This is a genomic window from Rhizobium sp. SG2393, from assembly GCF_042610495.1.
Lineage (GTDB): Bacteria > Pseudomonadota > Alphaproteobacteria > Rhizobiales > Rhizobiaceae > RU20A.
Map to the genome: position 1 here is coordinate 67,384 of NZ_JBHGAP010000004.1, position 19,390 is coordinate 86,773.

Consider the following 19,390-nt stretch of genomic DNA (forward strand, 5'->3'; position numbering starts at 1 on the left):
CTCAGGCTTCGGATTCGGTCGCAATAAGCTTCCAGTTCGGATCGCGAGAGCGCGTATCGCGGGCAAAGGTCCAGAGATCGTTGACCTCGCCGACGGCTTCGGCATCGCCATCGATGACCTTTCCGGACTTATCGTAAGTCGCCGAAATCAGCTGGCTGGCAATTTTCAGCGTGATCGTCGCCTCGCTGCCGCGCAGGTCGGCCTGCACGATATCGGCCTTGTCGATGCCCACGAAGCTTGACTTGACGACTTCGCCGCGAGATTCGCGATCGGCGATGGCAGCGCTGAAGCCATCGAAGACTTCCTTTGACAGAAGCCCTTTCAGCGTCTTCCGATCGCCATCGGCAAAGGCCATCACGATCATCTCGTAGGCCATCCGCGCACCGGCGACGAATTCCTTCGGATTGAACGTGCTATCCACCTCCTGCAGTCGCCGGAGCTGGTCGTTCAGTTCGGAGCCGACCGGTGCGTAGGCGTCGATTGCAGCATACCGATCGACGGGCTCCCCCGCTTCATCCCGGCGCGGAAGCTGGATGACCTTGCCGGAATCGACCGTCTCAGGCGCATCGCGCTTGGCGACCGGATCGAAAGGCGGCTTCTCGTGTCCGGTACGACGGCCGAGAACGCTGCGCAGTTGCAGGAAGATGACAACCGCCGCCACCAGAAAAAACAATGTTACAAAGTCGAACGATCCCATTTCCACCCGAAGCCGATCTTAACGTTCAGTCCTGTAATCCCATATAGTCCGCTCGGCCGGTTCATTCAAATGCCGATGCCTTGATCGGCGCTCACCGGCAAAGATCTCGAAAGGATGATCATGCTTCGCTCCCTCCTCGTGCCGCTTCTGCTGCTCATGCCGGTGATCGAACTCTTCTCGATCATCTATGCCGCGGCCAAGCTCGGCTTCCTTGCAACAGTCGCCTGGCTTGTCATCGATCTTGTGGTCGGCGGACTTCTCATTCGTGCGTCCGGGCAGAGAATGAGATCGCAGCGGATGTTTTCGCTCAGCGATCGTGCCCAGATCGGCGCACTGCTGAGCAACAGCGCGATCGTGCTTTCCGGTGTGCTGATTGCCATCCCCGGCTTCGTCACAGACATTCTCGGTCTCGCCATTCTGTTTCCGCCGACACGTCATCTGCTCGCGCGGGCTCTCGTCGGAAAGGTCGTCGTGACCCGCAACGACATGCGCACCGGCTTTACCGCCGAGTTCCGGTCGACGGGAGCTGGCTATCCGCAGGACAGGGCAGAGCGCGGATTCACGCGTCCCGGGGAAGCCGGCGTTGTCGATCTCGACCCTGAAGAATTTCACCGCGAGGGCGGGTCAGACGCGTCAGGGCGACTCAACGGACCGGACAAGCCCTGACACAGCTGACGTCCGGCGGGTCGGGTTGTAAGCCTCCAGTCGAAATGATAGATGGCTGACACCATCATTCCGAGGAAGCATCTATGACCACCGATCCTTCGACAAACGGCAATGGCAGCGCTCAGGCCGCGCCGTCGCTGAACATTCTCGCCCAGTATGTGAAGGATCTATCCTTCGAAAACCCGGGCGCGCCGCGCTCGCTGCAGGCTCGCGACCGCGCGCCCGCGATCAACATCAATGTCAACGTCAATGCCAATCCGCTTTCGGAAACGGAATTTGACGTGGTGCTGACGCTGAACGCGATCGCCAAGGACGGCGACAAGGCTGTCTTCAATGTCGAGCTGACCTATGGCGGCGTGTTCCGCGTAGCCGGCTTCCCCCAGGAACACATGCTTCCGCTGCTCTTCATCGAGTGCCCGCGCCTGCTGTTCCCGTTCGCCCGCCAGATCGTGGCCGATGCCACGCGCAATGGCGGCTTCCCGCCGCTCCTCATCGACCCCATCGATTTCGGCGCGATGTTTGCCCAGCGCATGGCCGAGGAGAAGGTCCGCTCGCAGGTCGGCGAAGTCGCGAACTGATTGGCTTCATTTTCAGGTGTTATGCAAAAGGCCCGGGTCTCGCGACCCGGGCCTTTTTCGTTTCAGTGATGTCCATTGGACGGCTCAGTCACCACTTCCAAATTTTCTCCAGATGGCCTTCTCGCCCATCTTGGCGACCATCGCCGCATGGGCGGCCCGTTCTTCTTCGCCGAGACGCGGAGCCAGAGGGGTGGGGCGGGGCGGCAGCATGCCGAGATCCTCCGCATCACCTTTGGCCGCCGCTGCCTTGCGGGCTGTATTGGAGACAAGCGACAAGCCGGCCTGCCGACCCCCGATCATCTCGATATAGACTTCGGCCAGTAGCTCGGAGTCGAGAAGGGCACCGTGCTTGGCGCGGTGGGAATTGTCGATGCCAAACCGGCGGCAGAGCGCGTCAAGCGAGTTCGGCCCTTTCGGAAACTTGCGCCGCGCCATGGCAAGCGTATCGAGCACACGGTCCTGGGCTATGGGCGCGATGCCGAGGCGGGCAAACTCCGCATTGATGAAGCCCATGTCGAAGGTCGCGTTGTGGGCGACCCATCGAGCATCTCCGAAGAAGGTGATGATCTCTTCCGCCACGGCTTCGAAGCGGGGCTTGTCGGCCAGGAACTCGTCGGTGATGCCGTGAACGGCAAGCGCATCCGGATGCACCTTCCGGTCACCGGGATTAATGTAGATGTGGATCGTCCGGCCGGTCGGGAAGGAGTTGTCGAGTTCGATGCCGCCGATTTCGATGATGCGATCTTCGCGACTATCGAGACCCGTCGTTTCCGTATCGAAGATGATCTCACGCATCGTTGATCCTTCCTTCCGTTGCCGCCTGGGCGGTCAATGTCTCGATGATGCGAGCAACGGCTGCACGCGCGACATGATAGCCGAGACCGGTATCGATGACGAAATCAGCCCGACGAATCTTTTCGGCATCCGGCATCTGGCGGGCGCGGATCATCTCGAATTTTTCTTCCGTCATGCCCGGACGCGCCAGCACCCGTTCATGCTGGATCGCCGGATCGCAGGTGACGACAAGAACACGATCGACGCGATCGCGCGCGCCGACCTCGAAGAGCAGAGGCACATCCACGACGACGAGTGATGCACCCTTGATGCGTTCGCCTTCGACAAAACGCCGCTCCCGCTCGCGCACCATCGGATGAACGATCGCCTCGAGGTCGGCAAAGAGGGCAGGTTTAGCCGCGAGCAGTCGGGAGAGGGCAGCCCTGTCGACAACGCCATCGGAGACCGCGCCCGGGAATTTCATGGATATCGGTTCAACGGCATCCGTCTGATAGAGATCATGGACGATGGCATCGGCATCCGAGACCGCGATCCCGGCATCGCGGAACATCGCCGCGGTGGTCGATTTTCCCGTACCGATCGATCCTGTGAGTCCGAGAACGATCATACATGCGCCTCAAGGTCTGCCACGACGAGAGCGCGGAGTTCGGGTGTCACGACGGGCCTCTTGCCGAACCAGCGCGCGAACCCGGGCACTGCCTGGTGCAACAACATGCCGAGACCATCGACCGTCCTTAGTCCTCGATCTGCAGCCTGCCGCAGGATTGGCGTCATCAGCGGCACATAGACGATGTCTGTCACCAGCGCGGTTGCCTTCATCGCGTCCATCGGCAGCGTGGCGACGTCGGCACCGTCCATTCCCATCGACGTGGTGTTGACCAGAAAATCCGCGTCAGAGAGATGCTCGGTCATTCCCTCCAGATCGTGCGCGCTGGTGGCCGGGCCGAACCGATCCGCGAGGTCATGGGCGCGCGCTACCGTCCGGTTGAGGATACGGATGTCGCGAATGCCGCGATCACGCAGCGACTGCACCACAGCCCGGGCCGCGCCGCCGGCACCGAGAACGACCGCAGTCTTGACCTGGCTGTCCCAACCGGGGGCCTGCGCATCGAGATTGCCGACGAACCCTTCGCCGTCGGTGTTCGTGGCATGCAGGCGTCCGTCGCTCATCCAGACCGTATTGGTCGCTCCGATCTCAAGGGCGAGATCGTCCGGTTCATCGACGAGACCGAGTGCGGCTTCCTTGTGAGGAATGGTGACATTGCCGCCGACCAAGGCAAGATCGCCCTGTCTGATGCCGGCAAAGAATGCTGGCAGATCATCCGGGCTGATGTCGATGGCGCGATAGCTTCCGGGCAGATCGAGCGTCTTCAACCAATGCCCATGAATGATCGGCGAGCGGGAATGCTTGATCGGGTGACCGATGACGAAAGCGTGGTTAACAAATGTTTCACGTGAATCACGCATCGAGCAGTCCTTCCCGGCGCAGCGCCGCCAGTAGCGGAAGAAGGGGTAGGCCGACGATCGTGAAATAGTCCCCCTCGATCGCATCGAAGAGCTGCACACCTTCGGCTTCCAGTTGATAGGCTCCGACACTTTTCAGGATCCGGTCGCCGGCTTTTTCGAGATAGGCATCAATGAAAGCCGACGAAAGATTGCGCACCGTCAGGCGGGCCGAGACGACCGTTTCGAACACGACCGTCCCGTCTTTCACGAGAGCGACCGCGCTGTTGAGCTGATGGGTTTTGCCAGAGAGCGTTTCCAGATGGCTGCGTGCTTCGTCCCGGTTGGCGGGCTTGTGGAACACGCGCTCGCCCAGCGACATCGTCTGATCCGAGCCGATCACCAGGGTTGCGGGGTGCCTGGACGCCACATCCATGGCTTTCGCGCGCGCGAGATGAAGGGCGATGTCTTGCGGATTGGCTCCATCACGGTAGAGCGGCTCTTCGATCGCACGTTCGTCGATCGAGGCAGCCTCCCAACGAAAGGCCACGCCGGCATTTTCCAGAAGGGTGCGGCGGAAAGGGCTTGAGGAAGCCAGAATGAGGGGGGCGGCCATGGCTGAAGCTTTCTGTCAGCGGTAAGAAGCGGCTCGGCTGCGATCATCCCTTCAAGACCGACGCGCCGGCGATTCGGCTCTAGCGCAAGCCGGGCCTCAGGGCAACGATTGCTGCCGCCGTCTCTTCTATGGAGCGCCGCGTGACATCGATCATCGGCCAATTGTTGCGGGCGCAGAGTGCGCGGGCATATTTCAGCTCTTCGGCGATCGAGGCGCGGTCGACATAGTCCTGGCCGCGGAAGCCGGGGGTCGATCCCAGCACGCGGTTTTCGCGAACCTGCGAGATCCGCTCGGCAGAGGCCACGAGGCAGACGATCAGCGGTCTGGTTGCCTTGAAAAGGCGCTCCGGAAGTTCAATGCCGGGGACAAGCGGAATGTTGCAGGTCTTGATGCCACGGTTGGCGAGATAGATGCTGGTCGGCGTCTTCGAGGTTCGACTGATGCCGAGCAGGACCAGATCAGCCTCGTCGAAATCGGCCGGATATTGGCCGTCATCGTGATCCATGGTGAAATTCAGGGCTTCAATGCGTGCGAAGTAACCGGCATCCATCACATGCTGCGCGCCGGACCGGCGGCGCGATTGGGCTCCAAGATAGGATTGGAAGACATCGATGATGGGATCAAGCACCGCAACACAGGGCAGCCCGAGCTCGCAACAGCGGGTGGCGATGAGATCGGCAATCTCCCTGTCAACGATCGTGTAGAGGACGATGCCTGGCGCCGCGTCGATCGTGTCGAGCACCTGAAGCGCCTGCTTGCGATTGCGCACCAGAGGATACACGTGCTCGAGCGCATGAGACGCCTGAAATTGCGCGGCCGCCGCACGACCCGCCGCGATCAGTGTTTCGCCCGTTGAGTCGGAAATGAGATGCAGGTGGAAATAGCTTTTCAGATTCTCCACATGATTCTCCGCCCGTTGTGGATAGACAGGGAGAGGGGGAGGCTAGTCCGCCAGCTTTGGAAGGGGCAAGGGGAAAACCGCACTTTTGTGAACAATTGCGATTCTCGAGGCAGTTCCTGGTGGTTTTGTGGATTGTGGGAATCTTTGTGATCTGTGCGTCATGTTCTCCAACCAGTTCACAGAAGATGACGTCGCGGACTGACCTTAGTTTATTGAATTAAAAACAGAAATTTCAGTTATCCCCGTTATCCCGCTTGGAATGCCTGCGGATTTTCTCGCTATCCAGCGAGTTCGGCATAGGCGGCATTTTCGGTGGATAGGATTTAATCCTTGATACCCACAGACTCTAAGAAATAGAAAAAGGGTCAAAATCTCTTTTTCTCTTTTATAGGCAGGTGCCGGTGCGCTCTGAGGAACGATCGATCATGCGGGTTCTGGCAGGCGAGACGCTGTCGCCGCCGCCACTCTGGCTCATGAGGCAGGCAGGCCGATATCTTCCTGAATATCGGGAGACCCGGAAGCAGGCCGGGAGTTTCCTGGATCTGTGCTACAATCCTGATCTTGCAACAGAGGTCACACTGCAGCCCATTCGGCGATACGGCTTTGACGCGGCGATCCTGTTTTCCGACATCCTGGTCATTCCCGATGCGCTTGAGCGTGGCGTGCGCTTCGACGAGGGCCACGGGCCGCGGATGGAGCCGATCGACGCAGACGGCATTGCGCGGCTGGATCCTTCGAAAGGGCCGGCGCATCTTGCGCCGGTCGTTGAGACAGTTCGAAAGATTCGCTCCAGCCTGCCGCTTGAAACGACACTGCTTGGCTTTTGCGGCGCACCCTGGACCGTTGCGACTTACATGATCGCCGGTCAGGGAACACCGGATCAAGCCCCGGCGCGACTGTTCGCCTACCGCGAACCCGAAGCGTTTGCACGTCTCCTCGACATTCTCGCCGATATGTCCGCGGACTACCTGGTTTCCCAGATCGACGCCGGTGCGGATGCGGTGCAGATCTTCGATTCCTGGGCCGGCATTCTCGGGGAGGTGGAGTTCGAACGCTTTGCCGTGCGGCCTGTTCGCCGGATGATTGACAGCATTCGCGCACGCCGACCGGGTGCCCGCATCATCGCCTTTGCGAAGGGCGCTGGCACGCTGCTCAGGCATTACCGGGCAGGCACGACTGCGGATGCCATCGGGCTTGACTGGAGCGTTCCACTTGATTTTGCCCGCGAGCTGCAGCGTGAGGGAGCGGTGCAGGGCAATCTCGACCCGATGCGGGTGGTTGCGGGCGGAAACGCGCTTGACGAGGGTATCGACCGGATTCTTGACCAGCTCGGGCAGGGGCCATTGATCTTCAATCTCGGTCATGGAATCACACCGCAGGCCGATCCGGATACCGTCGGGCGTCTCGTTGCGCGCGTCCGCCAGGGACATGGCCATCATGGCTGATACCGCCAGACCGTCTTCAGGCGGAAGAGGGCAGGCGATCGCTGGCGGATTGACACTTCTCGCCGTCGCCGGAAGCCATGCCAGTGGCGGCAGCTATGATCTCTGGATCAAGGCGCTGCATGTGATGGCGGTGATTTCCTGGATGGCGGGTCTGTTCTACCTGCCGAGACTTTTCATTTATCACTGCGGCGCCGAGCTTGGCTCCGTGCAGTCCGAAACCTTCAAGGTTATGGAAGAAAAGCTCTTCCGGATCATCATGTCGCCGGCGATGGTGGTGAGCTGGATCTGCGGTCTTTATCTCGCCTGGTCAACCTTCGGGTTTTCAGGCGGATGGCTGCACGGAAAGATCCTGCTGGTCGTCCTGATGACGGGCTATCATGCCTATCTGGGAAGAGCCGTTCGGACCTTTGCGAGAGACGCCAATCGGCTGACACACCGGCAGTGGCGGATGGTCAACGAAGTGCCGACGCTTCTGATGATCGGCATTGTGCTCTTGGTGGTCGTCAAGCCCTTCTGACGATCACGCCCCATCACGAGACGGGTAGCGTCTCATTCAATTTCCGCGGGGGCCTTGCGGTTCATCCGGTGAATCGCTATTTTCCCGCATCTCATCCTTTGCGGCATGTGTTGACTTTCGAGCCTGCCCCCACTTTCCCCCCGCAAGCTCCCGACGACTGACATCGCCTGCTTTCTCCTTTGATTGAACGTGGTCCTTCATGGCTGAAATGAAGCTTCAAGAACTCAAGAATAAGACTCCGACCGATTTGCTGGCTTTTGCCGAGTCCCTGGAAGTCGAGAACGCGAGCACAATGCGCAAGCAGGAGCTCATGTTTGCCATCCTCAAGATGCTGGCGACACAGGACACGGAAATCATCGGTGAGGGTGTCGTTGAGGTTCTCCAGGATGGCTTCGGTTTCCTGCGTTCGGCCAATGCGAACTATCTGCCCGGCCCTGACGACATCTACATTTCTCCGTCGCAGATCCGTCGCTTCTCGCTGAAGACAGGCGATACGGTGGAAGGTCCGATCCGTGGTCCGAAGGAAGGCGAACGCTATTTCGCCCTTCTGAAAGTCAACACGATCAATTTCGACGATCCGGAGAAGATCCGGCACAAGGTGCATTTCGACAATCTGACGCCGCTCTACCCGAACGAGCGCTTCAAGATGGAACTGGAAGTTCCGACGTCGAAGGATCTGTCAGCGCGCGTGATGGATCTTGTCGCGCCGCTCGGCAAGGGCCAGCGTGGCCTCATCGTCGCGCCGCCGCGGACCGGTAAGACCGTTCTTCTCCAGAACATCGCCCATTCGATCACGGCCAATCATCCGGAGTGCTACCTGATCGTTCTCTTGATCGATGAACGCCCGGAAGAAGTGACCGATATGCAGCGTTCGGTGAAGGGGGAGGTCGTATCTTCCACCTTCGACGAGCCGGCGACACGTCACGTCCAGGTGGCGGAAATGGTGATCGAGAAGGCCAAGCGTCTTGTGGAACACGGGCGTGACGTCGTCATCCTGCTCGATTCGATCACGCGTCTCGGCCGTGCCTACAACACGGTCGTGCCGTCATCAGGCAAGGTTTTGACCGGTGGTGTCGACGCCAATGCGCTGCAGCGGCCGAAGCGCTTCTTCGGTGCGGCACGCAATATCGAAGAGGGTGGCTCTCTGACGATCATTGCAACGGCGCTGATCGACACCGGCAGCCGCATGGACGAAGTGATCTTTGAAGAGTTCAAGGGAACGGGCAATTCGGAAATCGTGCTTGATCGCAAGGTCGCCGACAAGCGTATCTTCCCGGCCATGGACATCCTGAAATCCGGCACGCGCAAGGAAGATCTCCTTGTGCCGCGGCAGGATCTGCAGAAGATCTTTGTTCTGCGCCGCATCCTCGCGCCGATGGGGACGACCGATGCGATCGAGTTCCTGATCGACAAGCTCAAGCAGACGAAGACGAATGGCGACTTCTTCGATTCCATGAACACGTGAAGACGGCCGATCTGCATTGACGCCAGGTCGATGTGACAGGATAGGCGAACCGGAGCGATAATCCGGCGATGACGCTGATCGATACGATCTATGCACTGTCCAGCGGCGGTCTCCCTTCGGGGGTCGCCGTTCTTCGCATGTCCGGACCTTCAGCAGACGTTGTCACGAGCGCTGTCAGCGGCCCTCTGCCACCGCCACGTGTTCTGGCAAGACGAACGATTCGTGACCGAAATGGTCTTTTGATTGACGACGCTCTCGTCGTTTACTTTCCCGCGCCCGCTTCCTTCACTGGAGAAACCTGCGTTGAATTCCACCTGCATGGCGGGCGGGCGACGGTTGCGGCTGTGCTTGATCTCCTGTCTTCTTTCGATGGTTTAAGGCATGCGGAGGCGGGCGAGTTTACGCGCCGTGCCTTGGCAAACGGCAAGATGGATCTGGCGCAAGCAGAAGGGCTTGCTGATCTCCTGTCGGCCGAGACTGAAATGCAGCGTCGGCTCGCGCAGGAACTCGCCAGCGGCAGACATTCGGCGCTCTACGATGGTTGGGCGCGTCGCCTACTCCATGCACGGGCGATGATTGAGGCGGAGCTCGATTTCGCGGACGAGGATGATGTACCGGGGAGTGTCTCGGAGAGCGTCTGGGCTGATATGGCAAATCTCGTTGTCGAGATGGAACGACATCTCGACGCTGCTGATATCTCTGAAGTGGTTCGCGACGGGTTGAAGGTTGTCATACACGGTCGTCCAAACTCCGGAAAGTCAAGTGTTATCAATGCTTTGACTGGACGTGACGTGGCGATTGTCACCGATGTTCCGGGTACGACGCGCGATGTCATCACCGCCGATCTCGTCTTGAACGGTTTCGCCATTCGCCTTTCGGACACTGCAGGTATTCGGGAGACGGAGGATGTGGTAGAAGCGGAGGGCATCCGACGTGCAATGTCCGCACTCGCTGCCGCAGATATCATCCTCAGCGTGTCCGAGACTTCCGTATACCAGGAACTCCCGTTGGCTTACCGGGGAAAATTGATTCGGGTCCGGACCAAAATCGATGTCGTTCCGGTCGCGAGAAGCGAGACCTATGATGCCGCTATCTCTGTCGTCACTGGTGCCGGAATGACGGATCTGAAACAGTTGCTGGCATCGTGCCTGCCTGATGTCACGACTTTCCAATCCGCGGCTGCACCGGCCCGCCGCCGGCACGCCGAGGGTCTGCATGACAGCGTCACTGAGATAAGAAGAGCGCTCGAGGCTAATGATCTGACTTTGGATCTGCGAAGCGAGCATCTGCGAAGGGCCGCGACAGCGATCGGGAGGGTCACTGGACGGACGGATGTTGAGGATCTCCTTGATGTGATTTTCAGTTCGTTCTGCGTCGGGAAATGAACTGCACGTTTTGCGAGTCTGGATGCATGTTTCACGTGAAACGAAAGTCACTGATATGAATAAGTCGGAATTCGATGTGATCGTGATTGGCGGAGGGCATGCCGGGACAGAAGCCGCTGCCGCCGCTGCGCGTCTCGGCGCCCGAACGGCGTTGATCACCCACAAGGCAAGTACGATTGGCACGATGTCGTGCAATCCGGCGATTGGCGGATTGGGTAAGGGCCATCTGGTCAGGGAGATCGATGCGCTCGACGGTGTTATGGGCCGAGCAGCGGATCGTTCCGGTATTCAGTTCCGCATGCTGAACCGAAGAAAGGGACCAGCGGTCTGGGGTCCCCGCACGCAGGCCGATCGTAAACTCTATCGTCTTGCGGTGCAGGAGACGTTGCATTCGATCGATGGTCTCTCGATCCTGGAGGGCGACGTCGTCAATCTTGAACCATTGACAGGGGGATTGCAGCAGTTGGTTCTCGCAGACGGCCGGCAGTTCCACGCACGGGCTGTCGTTCTGACAAGCGGCACATTCCTTTCCGGCATCATCCATATTGGTGATGTGCAGAGGCCTTCCGGGAGATGGGGAGAGGTCGCTACGAGTGGTCTGTCTGGCGTGCTCCGTGGTGCTGGCCTGCGCATGGGGCGGCTGAAGACCGGAACACCGCCGCGTTTGAATGGCGATACCATCCGGTGGTCTGACTTGGACAAGCAGGAAGCGGACGACGAGCCAATCCCGTTCTCTTTCATGACCGATAGGATCACTGTTCCGCAGATTTCCTGCGGCATTACGCGAACGACCACAGAGACACATCGCATCATCCGGGAGAATATTCATCGATCGGCCATGTATGGTGGCTTTATCTCGGGGACAGGCCCTCGATACTGCCCTTCGATCGAAGACAAGATCATGCGGTTTGGAGACCGCGACGGCCACCAGGTTTTCCTTGAGCCGGAAGGTTTGGATGATCGCACCATTTATCCGAACGGTATCTCGACGTCGCTGCCCGAGGATGTTCAGCAGGCATATGTTCGTTCCATACCTGGGCTCGAAGATGTCGAAATTCTGCAGCCGGGCTATGCGGTCGAGTATGACTATGTCGACCCTCGGGAGCTGACGCACGCCTTGGCGGTCAAGGCCTTGCCCGGTCTCTTCCTCGCAGGGCAGATCAACGGCACGACGGGGTACGAGGAGGCTGGAGCGCAGGGTCTTGTTGCGGGCTTGAATGCTGCTCGATTCGCCTGCGGAATGACGCCGCACCATTTCTCTCGTACGGATTCCTACATCGGTGTCATGATTGACGATCTCGTGACGCGGGGGGTGACGGAACCCTATCGAATGTTCACGTCACGGGCTGAGTATCGGCTGTCTCTTCGGTCTGATAACGCCGACAATCGTTTGACGCCGATTGGTATCCAGCTGGGCCTGGTCGCAGGCGAGCGTGCTGATCGCTTCACTCAGTGGACCAAGGCGCTGGAGGAGAGCCGCGCAATTCTGAGGACATTGACGACGACGCCGTCGGCGGCAGCCGCGGCTGGGCTCTCGCTCAATATGGATGGAAGAGTCCGTTCGGCGTATGATCTTTTGTCACGACCTGAGATAACGTTCGATACGCTCAGGCATGTGTGGGCAGAGATTGATTCGATACCGGAACAGTACCGTTTCGCTCTGAAGACCGAGGCACAATACTCGGTCTATCTTGAGCGGCAGCAGCGGGATATCGAGGCAGTCCGTCGCGACGAGTCGACGATGATACCGCCAGCGCTTCGCTATCAAGATTTGGCGGGCCTTTCGAACGAACTGAAGAAGAAACTCGCAAGTGTTATGCCGATGAGTTTGGCACAGGCCGCCCAGATTGAGGGAATGACCCCAGCCGCACTTGCTCTGTTGCATTTCGAGATCAAGCGCCTGGAGACGGCTGGCGCATCTTCGCTTGCGGCACAAGGATGACGAGTCACATGCAATCCTCTGCCGCATTCCGTGTTTCACGTGAAACTGAAGCCGCGCTTGATCACTACTGTGATTTGCTCCTTGATTGGCAGAAGCGCATCAATCTTGTTGGTCCTGCGACCCTATCGGATGTCCGCGAAAGACATATCGCCGACAGTCTGCGGGTCATGGAGCTTTATCAGGAACCGCTTCGGTGGGTCGATATTGGTAGCGGCGCCGGCTTTCCCGGCCTCGTAACCGGCATTGTCCTGAAGCAGTTCGGTTCGGGATGGGTTCATCTGGTGGAGAGCAACAACAAGAAGGCCGCCTTTCTTCGCAAAGTCATTCTCGATACAGGTGCTCGCGCATCCGTCCATGCTGTTCGCATTGAGCAAAGCTATGAGGCGGTCGGTGGGGTCGACGCTATATCTGCGCGGGCATTGGCTGATCTGCGAACGCTGCTGACGCTGTGCCTTCCGTGGTTGGAGCAAGGGAAATGTTTCGCTGCCTTCCATAAAGGCCGGGATTTCGCCCGTGAGGTTGTGGATGCCCGTAGTGAATTTGGTTTCGATCTGGTAAAGCATGATAGCCGCGTCGCGAACGAGTCCGTCATCCTGGAAATTCGAAACGTCGCGCGTCTCTAGCACCTCTTCTCAGACGAGATTGCCATGCTCAGGACAGCACAGCGCATCATTACCATCGCGAACCAGAAGGGCGGGGTCGGCAAGACGACCACTGCCATCAACCTCGCAACGGCTCTAGCGGCCATTGGACAGCGGGTTCTCATCGTGGATCTCGATCCGCAGGGGAATGCCAGTACCGGTCTCGGGATCCAGCGAAAAGATCGCAAGCTGTCTTCCTATGACCTGATGGCTGGTCATCGCCCTCTGGCAGATACGGTCCAGCCGACGGCCGTTCCCAATCTCTCGATCGTGCCATCGACGATGGATTTGCTTGGGCTTGAAATGGAGATTTCGAGAGAGCCAGACCGTGTTTTCCGGCTGCGCAAAGCCTTGGCAGCCAGCCTGAGCGATTTCGACTATATTCTGGTCGATTGTCCGCCGTCCTTTAACCTGCTGACGATGAACGCAATGGCGGCTGCGCATTCTGTCCTCGTGCCGTTGCAATGCGAGTTCTTTGCCCTGGAAGGTCTCAGCCAGTTGCTGGAGACCGTCGATCAGGTGCGGCGTTCGGTCAACCCGTCACTGGACATCCAAGGCATCGTGCTGACGATGTTCGACTCCCGAAATAATCTGGCCCAACAGGTCGTGACGGATGTGCGAACGTATCTGGGCGACAAGGTCTACCATACGTTGATTCCGCGGAATGTTCGCGTGTCCGAGGCGCCGTCCTATGGGAAGCCTGCTATCCTGTATGATCTGAAATGCGCAGGCAGCCAGGCCTATCTGCAACTAGCCTCGGAAGTGATCCAGCGGGAGCGGCAGCGAAAGGCTGCCTGATGCGTTTGGTTGCTATCGCTGCCGTGACGTGCTGTTGACCAGGGTTCGCTCCACGAGGAGCAAGTCGAGTGGGATGTGTCCATGAATGAAGACGGATCGAAGCGGCGTTTGGGCCGTGGTCTTGCGGCGCTGATCGGGGAAATGGATCAGCCCCTGGAGACGGGTGCGAGCCGGACTGCGCTTGCCGATCGACAGGTTCCGATCGAGTTTGTTTCCCGAAATCCGAGGAATCCACGCAAGGCGTTCAATGAGGAGGAGCTGCGGGATCTCGCTGCCTCCATCCGCCAGCATGGTATTGTCCAACCCGTCGTCGTTCGCACACTTGAAGGTGGTCGATACGAAATCATCGCCGGCGAGCGGCGGTGGCGCGCGGCGCAACTTGCAGGGCTCTCCGAGATCCCGGTGATCGTTCGCGATGTCGATGACCGCACGGCGCTGGAACTCGCGATCGTTGAGAATGTCCAGCGTTCCGATCTCAATCCGCTGGAAGAGGCTCTGGGTTATGACCAGCTCATTGCGGAGCATGGTTACACGCAGAATGATCTCGGTGAAATCATCGGAAAGAGCCGCAGTCACGTTGCCAATTCGCTGCGTCTCCTGAAGCTCCCGGAGCCGGTGCGTGACATGCTGGCTTCCGGTGACCTTTCCGCCGGACATGCCCGTGCGCTTATTCCAACATCCGATCCCGTTGCCTTGGCGCGTATGATCGTTGCCAAAGGGCTTTCGGTTCGCGATACCGAGAAGCTCGCGCAGAATGATATCAGAACGCAAGGGGCCGGGCCGCAGGCTGCCATACGGCCCGAAAAGGATTCCGATACGATCGCACTCGAGCGTACCTTGTCTGATAGTCTGGGTCTTGATGTGACCGTCAATCACAAGGCGTCGGGCGGCTTCGTTCGAATTTCCTACAAGACACTTGAGCAGCTTGAAGATATCTGCCGGCTGCTGGAGCGCCGTTGACAGGCGTTATCGGCCGGCGCGTTGCGCCTGCACCGTAATTGCAAGCAGGGTATGGAATGCGATGCTGTCCTCAAGGGCGGATTGGCTGCGTGTCTGGAAAATCGCGTTTTGAAGTCTCGTGAGATCGCGTTGCGTCGCGGCGCTGGACCAGCGCCGCAGAGCGCTCTCGACAAGTGGCTTGCGGCGAAAGTGCAGATGCCGTCCATGGCTCGCAAGCGTATCCTGGGCGCTTTTGCCTTGGGTTTCCATCTCCGTACGCATCACGTCAAGCAGTTGCATCTGTCTAAGACAAGCCTGGAGAACGAGAAAGACAGGCGTCTTCGAGGACGCGATGCGTGAAAATGCCAGTGACAGCGTATCAACGTTGCCGGTGAGCATGGCATCCACAGCGTCTTCTGCCGTGCTACTGCTGGCATCGCTGACGATCGCCGTTACATCTTCTTCCTCGATCCGCTGCGCCTGGCCGCAATAAACGCAAAGCTTCCTGACCTCGTTGCGAGAGGCGCGCCTGTCGCCTCCGAGGGCGGCCAACAAGCGCTCACGCGCTGTCGGCGAGATTGTAAGCTTTGCGTCCTTCAGTTCATGGTCGATCAACTGCGAAAGAGCACGCATGTCATCGGCATAGCAGGGAACAAGGGCAAGGGAGCGGGCTGCCTCTCCCACTTTACGTAGCGCCGCTCCCTTTTTCAGATCGCCTGCTTCGACAATCAGAAGGCAATCGGCCGGTCGTTCCTTGTCAATCAACTGGAGGGCGTCGCAGAGCCCGCGTTCGTTCATGGCATTGCGAACCCAGATGAGACGACGTCCGCCAAACAGGCCGATCGAGCGGGATTCATCGATCAGGCGGCCGGGATCGGCCGCGATCTGGGAGGCGTCCAGACGAATGAGAGAAAAACTGTCCCTGAGATCAACGCCGCTCGCCTGCGCCAGTTCTTCTGCACGCTCGGAAATCAAGCCGCGATCAGGTCCGAACAGGATTACGCCTACCGATTCGGAGCCGAAACGAGAGACTGTGCGATCAAACTCGTGCGACTTGATTTCTGGCACGGATTTATCCCTCGCATACGATATTCTAAGCCGAAGCCGCAGCGGACCTAAACACCCGACCTTCGTGGGTCAGGTCCACAGGCGCGTTAAATTCCGTGTCGTCCGGGCGCCGATCGAGGGCGTTGCATCAAGGGCGTTCCGCTGCGACCGCAGCGGAAAGATCGGCGCGAATGACTTCGGCAAGCTCCCGGGCGGCGCGGGATTCTGCATCGCGTACCGCGCGCAGCTTGGCGAACTCCTGGTTGGGCAGATCGACCAACGCGACCGCTGCACGGTTGCCGGAACGGATGGTCTTGCCGCTGGCAATTTCGATTAGGTTGAAGTCTGCCTTCACAACGACCCGGCCGGCTGCTGCGAGGTCCGTCGAGGAATCGTAGAGAACGCCCATCAGGCGGTTGGTGACAGTCAACTCCAAGCGATAGACCGGATTCGCGGGTTCGCCGGCACCGCCGGCCAGCAGGAAGATGAGGCTGTTGCGTACTTCCTGTTCGACCCTGTCGCGCGCCTCGCTGATTTCGATCGACTTCAGCGCTTCAGCGCTCTGGCCGCTGCTGGAGTAGAGAGGACGAACCTGGCAGGCGGAAAGGCCCGCAAGGCCGGTCAGGAAGACCGAGGCGAGAAGGATCCTGCCAAAGCCGCGACGGGGCCAGCGGGGCTCAGATAACGACATTGACGATCCTCTGGGGTACGACGATGATTTTCTTCGGCTTCGCGCCATTGAGCGCCGCCTGCACGGTTTCCAGCGCGAGCGCTGCCTGTTCGACCGCAGTCTGATCCGCGTCGCGGGCGATTGTCAATTCGGCGCGCTTCTTGCCGTTGACCTGTACCGGCATGGTGACGCTGTCCTCGGCAACCAGCGCCGCATCGAAAACGGGCCAGGGCGTCTCGGCAATGAGCCGGTCGTGGCCGATGAGCCGGGCTGCCTCTTCCGCCAGATGCGGCATCATCGGAGCGATGATGCCGAGCAGGATCATCACGGCATCCTTGACAGCGCTGATCGTTGCCGCGTCCGCCTTGCCGTCTGCGACCTGCGTGAGCGGCTGGGCGAGCGTGTTCACCAGTTCGTAGACGCGCGCGACGGCCTTGTTGAAGGCCAGTTTCTCGAAATCGCCTTCCACGGCCTTGAGCGTCTTGTGGGCGGCTTGGGAAACGGGAAGGGAAACGCCATCCTTAGCCGGATTCGAAGGCGCATCCTTCAGAACGTCGGCCGCCTCGGAAATCAGGCGCCAAATGCGTTGAACGAAGCGGAAAGATCCCTCGACGCCTGCCTCGGACCAGATGATGTCGCGGTCCGGCGGGGAGTCCGACAGCATGAAGAAGCGGGCTGTATCAGCACCATAGGAGCCGATGATGTCGTCGGGATCGACGACGTTCTTCTTCGACTTCGACATCTTCTCGATCGAGCCGATGACCAGTTCCTCACCGGTCGTTATATGGAAGGCGCGCCGCTTGCCGTCCACTTCCTCGAAACGCACCTCTGCGGGTGGCACCCATTCACGGGCGCTGCCGGCGCGGGCGTAGGTCTCGTGCACCACCATGCCCTGGGTGAAGAGGCCCTTGAAGGGTTCCTTCAGCCCCACATGGCCGGCTTCCCGCATGGCCCGGGTGAAGAAGCGCGAGTAGAGCAGATGCAGGATCGCATGTTCGATGCCGCCGATATATTGATCGACGGGCAGCCAGCGATCAACGACAGCCTTGTCCGTCGGCGCATCCTCCTTCGGCGCGGTGAAGCGCGCGAAATACCATGAGGAATCGACGAATGTGTCCATCGTGTCGGTTTCGCGCCGCGCTGCCTTGCCGCAGCAGGGGCAGGCGACGTTGCGCCAGGTCGGGTGACGGTCGAGCGGATTGCCCGGCTTGTCGAAGGTGACGTCGTCCGGCAGCTTCACCGGCAGATCCTGCTTGGGAACCGGCACGACACCGCAGTCCTCGCAGTGGATGACCGGGATCGGGCAGCCCCAATAGCGCTGGCGCGAAATGCCCCAGTCGCGCAGGCGGAAGTTCACCTTGCGCTCGGCCTGCGGCGCGCCCAGCAGCGTGGTCGCTTCCAGCCGGTCGGCGACCTCCCGGAAGGCGGCATCGGTGGTCAGGCCGTCCAGGAAACGCGAATTGATCATGATGCCGTCATCGGTGAAGGCGGTGTCGCCGACCGTGAAACTGTCCTTGTCCCTGCCGGCGGGCATGACGACGGGCACGACCGGCAGGCCGTATTTGCGGGCGAAATCCAGATCGCGCTGGTCGCCGGACGGGCAGCCGAAAATGGCGCCCGTGCCGTAGTCCATCAAGACGAAATTGGCCACATAGACCGGCAGTTCCCAGGCGGGATCAAAGGGATGGCGGACGCGGACACCGGTGTCGATGCCCTTCTTTTCTGCGGTCTCGAGCGCGGCCAGCGAGGTTCCGGCGCGACGGCACTCCTCGCAGAAGGCATCGACCTCGGGGGACGTGGCGGCGATGTCGCGGGCCAGCGGATGGTCGGCCGAAATTGCCAGGAACGAGGCGCCGAACAGCGTGTCGGGACGGGTGGTGTAGACGGTGATGTCCCTGTGGCCGCCTGCGGCTTCGCTGTCGGCGATTTCCCAGCGCAGCGACAGACCTTCGGAGCGGCCGATCCAGTTTTTCTGCATCAGGCGGACGCGTTCCGGCCAGTCGGTCAGGTCATCCAGCGAATCCAGAAGATCCTGGCTGAAGTCGGTAATGCGGAAGAACCACTGGGTCAGCTCACGCTGCTCCACCAGGGCGCCGGAGCGCCAGCCACGGCCGTCGATCACCTGCTCGTTGGCCAGAACCGTGTTATCAACGGGATCCCAGTTGACTTTGGACTGCTTGCGGTAGACCAGGCCCTTTTCCAGGAAATCCAGGAAGAGGTGCTGCTGGCGCTGGTAGTATTCCACGTCGCAGGTCGCGAATTCCCGGCTCCAGTCCAGCGACAGGCCCATGACCTTCAGCTGCGCCTTCATGGCCTCGATGTTCTGGTAGGTCCAGGTGCCCGGATGTACGCCGCGTTCCATGGCGGCGTTTTCGGCCGGCATGCCGAAGGCGTCCCAGCCCATGGGGTGCATGACGTTGAAGCCGCGGGCACGCTTGAAGCGGGCCACCACGTCGCCCATCGTATAGTTGCGCACATGGCCCATGTGGATGCGTCCCGACGGGTAGGGAAACATTTCGAGCACGTAGTATTTCGGGCGCGGGTCGCTGGTGTCGGTTTCGAAGACCTTGCGGGCATCCCACTCCTTCTGCCAGCGGGGTTCAGCGTCTCGGGGATTGTAGCGTTCAGAGGCCATGTCTTCGAATTCCGGAAATCGTTCAGGGCAGGCGCGTTGCGCCGCTTGGGGTCGGGGTGACCTTCACCATGAAACCGCTGGAGCGTCAAGGTTTTCAGGATGTCGGACAGGTGGCGCCACGGGCGGGAGACGATGCGGGCGGCATCGGCTTGCACGGGCCGGAGAACTGGCACGGGCCGGAGAAACAGGCTAGAGGATGCGTGCCGTGTT

At 59.9% G+C, this 19,390-nt stretch carries 19 protein-coding genes; 10 read left to right on the forward strand and 9 right to left on the reverse strand.

Annotated elements, in window-relative coordinates; translation table 11 throughout:
• Position 1: 1 nt before the first annotated feature.
• On the reverse strand, positions 2-697 hold the full coding sequence (locus ACED18_RS12120; protein ID WP_377292706.1) for a Tim44/TimA family putative adaptor protein: 696 nt from the start codon (positions 695-697) through the stop codon (positions 2-4).
• Between the two features lie 120 nt (positions 698-817).
• On the opposite strand from ACED18_RS12120, the gene ACED18_RS12125 reads away from it, so the two are divergent.
• Positions 818-1,363, forward strand: a complete 546-nt coding sequence (locus ACED18_RS12125) for an FxsA family protein (RefSeq protein ID WP_377292487.1) — start codon at positions 818-820, stop codon at positions 1,361-1,363.
• A gap of 83 nt (positions 1,364-1,446) precedes the next feature.
• Positions 1,447-1,941 (forward strand): protein-export chaperone SecB, encoded by a 495-nt coding sequence (secB, locus tag ACED18_RS12130; RefSeq protein ID WP_377292489.1) that lies wholly within the window; start codon positions 1,447-1,449, stop codon positions 1,939-1,941.
• An 84-nt stretch (positions 1,942-2,025) separates the two neighbouring features.
• On the opposite strand, the gene dnaQ is transcribed toward secB, so the two are convergent.
• The 5 genes from dnaQ to ACED18_RS12155 form a co-directional block, all read right to left on the reverse strand.
• Entirely contained in the window at positions 2,026-2,736 is a 711-nt protein-coding gene (gene dnaQ, locus ACED18_RS12135) for a DNA polymerase III subunit epsilon (protein WP_377292491.1), read from the reverse strand.
• Positions 2,729-3,343: a dephospho-CoA kinase gene (gene coaE, locus ACED18_RS12140; protein WP_377292493.1), complete on the reverse strand. Its 615-nt coding sequence runs from the start codon at positions 3,341-3,343 to the stop codon at positions 2,729-2,731. Before coaE ends, dnaQ begins: the two co-directional genes overlap by 8 nt.
• The gene (locus ACED18_RS12145) at positions 3,340-4,203 is read right to left on the reverse strand and encodes a shikimate dehydrogenase (protein WP_377292708.1); all 864 of its coding nucleotides are present in this window, start codon (positions 4,201-4,203) and stop codon (positions 3,340-3,342) included. The genes coaE and ACED18_RS12145 overlap by 4 nt, the downstream gene beginning before the upstream one ends.
• On the reverse strand, positions 4,196-4,795 hold the full coding sequence (locus tag ACED18_RS12150; protein ID WP_377292495.1) for a Maf-like protein: 600 nt from the start codon (positions 4,793-4,795) through the stop codon (positions 4,196-4,198). The genes ACED18_RS12145 and ACED18_RS12150 overlap by 8 nt, the downstream gene beginning before the upstream one ends.
• Before the next feature lie 79 nt (positions 4,796-4,874).
• Entirely contained in the window at positions 4,875-5,696 is an 822-nt protein-coding gene (locus ACED18_RS12155) for a pyruvate, water dikinase regulatory protein (protein WP_377292497.1), read from the reverse strand.
• A gap of 425 nt (positions 5,697-6,121) precedes the next feature.
• On the opposite strand from ACED18_RS12155, the gene hemE reads away from it, so the two are divergent.
• The 8 genes from hemE to ACED18_RS12195 all read left to right on the forward strand — a co-directional run bounded on the left by hemE (position 6,122) and on the right by ACED18_RS12195 (position 14,849).
• Entirely contained in the window at positions 6,122-7,141 is a 1,020-nt protein-coding gene (gene hemE / locus ACED18_RS12160; RefSeq protein ID WP_377292499.1) for a uroporphyrinogen decarboxylase, read from the forward strand.
• A complete protein-coding gene (gene hemJ, locus ACED18_RS12165) occupies positions 7,134-7,658 on the forward strand; it encodes a protoporphyrinogen oxidase HemJ (RefSeq protein WP_377292501.1) in 525 nt (174 codons plus the stop codon). Before hemE ends, hemJ begins: the two co-directional genes overlap by 8 nt.
• 199 nt (positions 7,659-7,857) lie before the next feature.
• Positions 7,858-9,123, forward strand: a complete 1,266-nt coding sequence (gene rho / locus ACED18_RS12170) for a transcription termination factor Rho (protein ID WP_149739006.1) — start codon at positions 7,858-7,860, stop codon at positions 9,121-9,123.
• A gap of 68 nt (positions 9,124-9,191) precedes the next feature.
• On the forward strand, positions 9,192-10,508 hold the full coding sequence (gene mnmE / locus ACED18_RS12175; protein WP_377292503.1) for a tRNA uridine-5-carboxymethylaminomethyl(34) synthesis GTPase MnmE: 1,317 nt from the start codon (positions 9,192-9,194) through the stop codon (positions 10,506-10,508).
• Between the two features lie 55 nt (positions 10,509-10,563).
• Positions 10,564-12,450, forward strand: a complete 1,887-nt coding sequence (mnmG, locus tag ACED18_RS12180; RefSeq protein ID WP_377292505.1) for a tRNA uridine-5-carboxymethylaminomethyl(34) synthesis enzyme MnmG — start codon at positions 10,564-10,566, stop codon at positions 12,448-12,450.
• Positions 12,451-12,458: 8 nt separating this feature from the next.
• A complete protein-coding gene (gene rsmG, locus ACED18_RS12185; RefSeq protein WP_377292507.1) occupies positions 12,459-13,073 on the forward strand; it encodes a 16S rRNA (guanine(527)-N(7))-methyltransferase RsmG in 615 nt (204 codons plus the stop codon).
• Positions 13,074-13,097: 24 nt separating this feature from the next.
• The gene (locus ACED18_RS12190; RefSeq protein WP_377292509.1) at positions 13,098-13,889 is read left to right on the forward strand and encodes a ParA family protein; all 792 of its coding nucleotides are present in this window, start codon (positions 13,098-13,100) and stop codon (positions 13,887-13,889) included.
• Between the two features lie 81 nt (positions 13,890-13,970).
• Positions 13,971-14,849 carry a ParB/RepB/Spo0J family partition protein gene (locus ACED18_RS12195; protein WP_377292511.1) on the forward strand — a complete coding sequence of 293 codons (879 nt, stop codon included), beginning with the start codon at positions 13,971-13,973 and terminating at the stop codon, positions 14,847-14,849.
• 6 nt (positions 14,850-14,855) lie between these two features.
• Here the strand turns inward: ACED18_RS12195 and holA are convergent, their stop codons facing one another.
• From holA to leuS, 3 genes are all read right to left on the reverse strand, one after another.
• The gene (gene holA, locus ACED18_RS12200; RefSeq protein WP_377292513.1) at positions 14,856-15,896 is read right to left on the reverse strand and encodes a DNA polymerase III subunit delta; all 1,041 of its coding nucleotides are present in this window, start codon (positions 15,894-15,896) and stop codon (positions 14,856-14,858) included.
• A 127-nt stretch (positions 15,897-16,023) separates the two neighbouring features.
• Positions 16,024-16,566 (reverse strand): LPS assembly lipoprotein LptE, encoded by a 543-nt coding sequence (gene lptE / locus ACED18_RS12205; protein WP_377292515.1) that lies wholly within the window; start codon positions 16,564-16,566, stop codon positions 16,024-16,026.
• Positions 16,553-19,180: a leucine--tRNA ligase gene (gene leuS, locus ACED18_RS12210; protein ID WP_377292517.1), complete on the reverse strand. Its 2,628-nt coding sequence runs from the start codon at positions 19,178-19,180 to the stop codon at positions 16,553-16,555. The genes lptE and leuS overlap by 14 nt, the downstream gene beginning before the upstream one ends.
• Positions 19,181-19,390 lie beyond the last annotated feature (210 nt).

What these genes read in the sequence shown, in the direction of transcription:
- ACED18_RS12120 (WP_377292706.1), bottom strand. Translation starts at nt 697, where the DNA reads ATGGGATCGTTCGACTTTGTAACATTGTTTTTTCTGGTGGCGGCGGTT.
- ACED18_RS12125 (WP_377292487.1), top strand. Translation starts at nt 818, where the DNA reads ATGCTTCGCTCCCTCCTCGTGCCGCTTCTGCTGCTCATGCCGGTGATC.
- secB (WP_377292489.1), top strand. Translation starts at nt 1,447, where the DNA reads ATGACCACCGATCCTTCGACAAACGGCAATGGCAGCGCTCAGGCCGCG.
- dnaQ (WP_377292491.1), bottom strand. Translation starts at nt 2,736, where the DNA reads ATGCGTGAGATCATCTTCGATACGGAAACGACGGGTCTCGATAGTCGC.
- coaE (WP_377292493.1), bottom strand. Translation starts at nt 3,343, where the DNA reads ATGATCGTTCTCGGACTCACAGGATCGATCGGTACGGGAAAATCGACC.
- ACED18_RS12145 (WP_377292708.1), bottom strand. Translation starts at nt 4,203, where the DNA reads ATGCGTGATTCACGTGAAACATTTGTTAACCACGCTTTCGTCATCGGT.
- ACED18_RS12150 (WP_377292495.1), bottom strand. Translation starts at nt 4,795, where the DNA reads ATGGCCGCCCCCCTCATTCTGGCTTCCTCAAGCCCTTTCCGCCGCACC.
- hemE (WP_377292499.1), top strand. Translation starts at nt 6,122, where the DNA reads ATGCGGGTTCTGGCAGGCGAGACGCTGTCGCCGCCGCCACTCTGGCTC.
- hemJ (WP_377292501.1), top strand. Translation starts at nt 7,134, where the DNA reads ATGGCTGATACCGCCAGACCGTCTTCAGGCGGAAGAGGGCAGGCGATC.
- rho (WP_149739006.1), top strand. Translation starts at nt 7,858, where the DNA reads ATGGCTGAAATGAAGCTTCAAGAACTCAAGAATAAGACTCCGACCGAT.
- mnmE (WP_377292503.1), top strand. Translation starts at nt 9,192, where the DNA reads ATGACGCTGATCGATACGATCTATGCACTGTCCAGCGGCGGTCTCCCT.
- mnmG (WP_377292505.1), top strand. Translation starts at nt 10,564, where the DNA reads ATGAATAAGTCGGAATTCGATGTGATCGTGATTGGCGGAGGGCATGCC.
- rsmG (WP_377292507.1), top strand. Translation starts at nt 12,459, where the DNA reads ATGCAATCCTCTGCCGCATTCCGTGTTTCACGTGAAACTGAAGCCGCG.
- ACED18_RS12190 (WP_377292509.1), top strand. Translation starts at nt 13,098, where the DNA reads ATGCTCAGGACAGCACAGCGCATCATTACCATCGCGAACCAGAAGGGC.
- ACED18_RS12195 (WP_377292511.1), top strand. Translation starts at nt 13,971, where the DNA reads ATGAATGAAGACGGATCGAAGCGGCGTTTGGGCCGTGGTCTTGCGGCG.
- lptE (WP_377292515.1), bottom strand. Translation starts at nt 16,566, where the DNA reads ATGTCGTTATCTGAGCCCCGCTGGCCCCGTCGCGGCTTTGGCAGGATC.
- leuS (WP_377292517.1), bottom strand. Translation starts at nt 19,180, where the DNA reads ATGGCCTCTGAACGCTACAATCCCCGAGACGCTGAACCCCGCTGGCAG.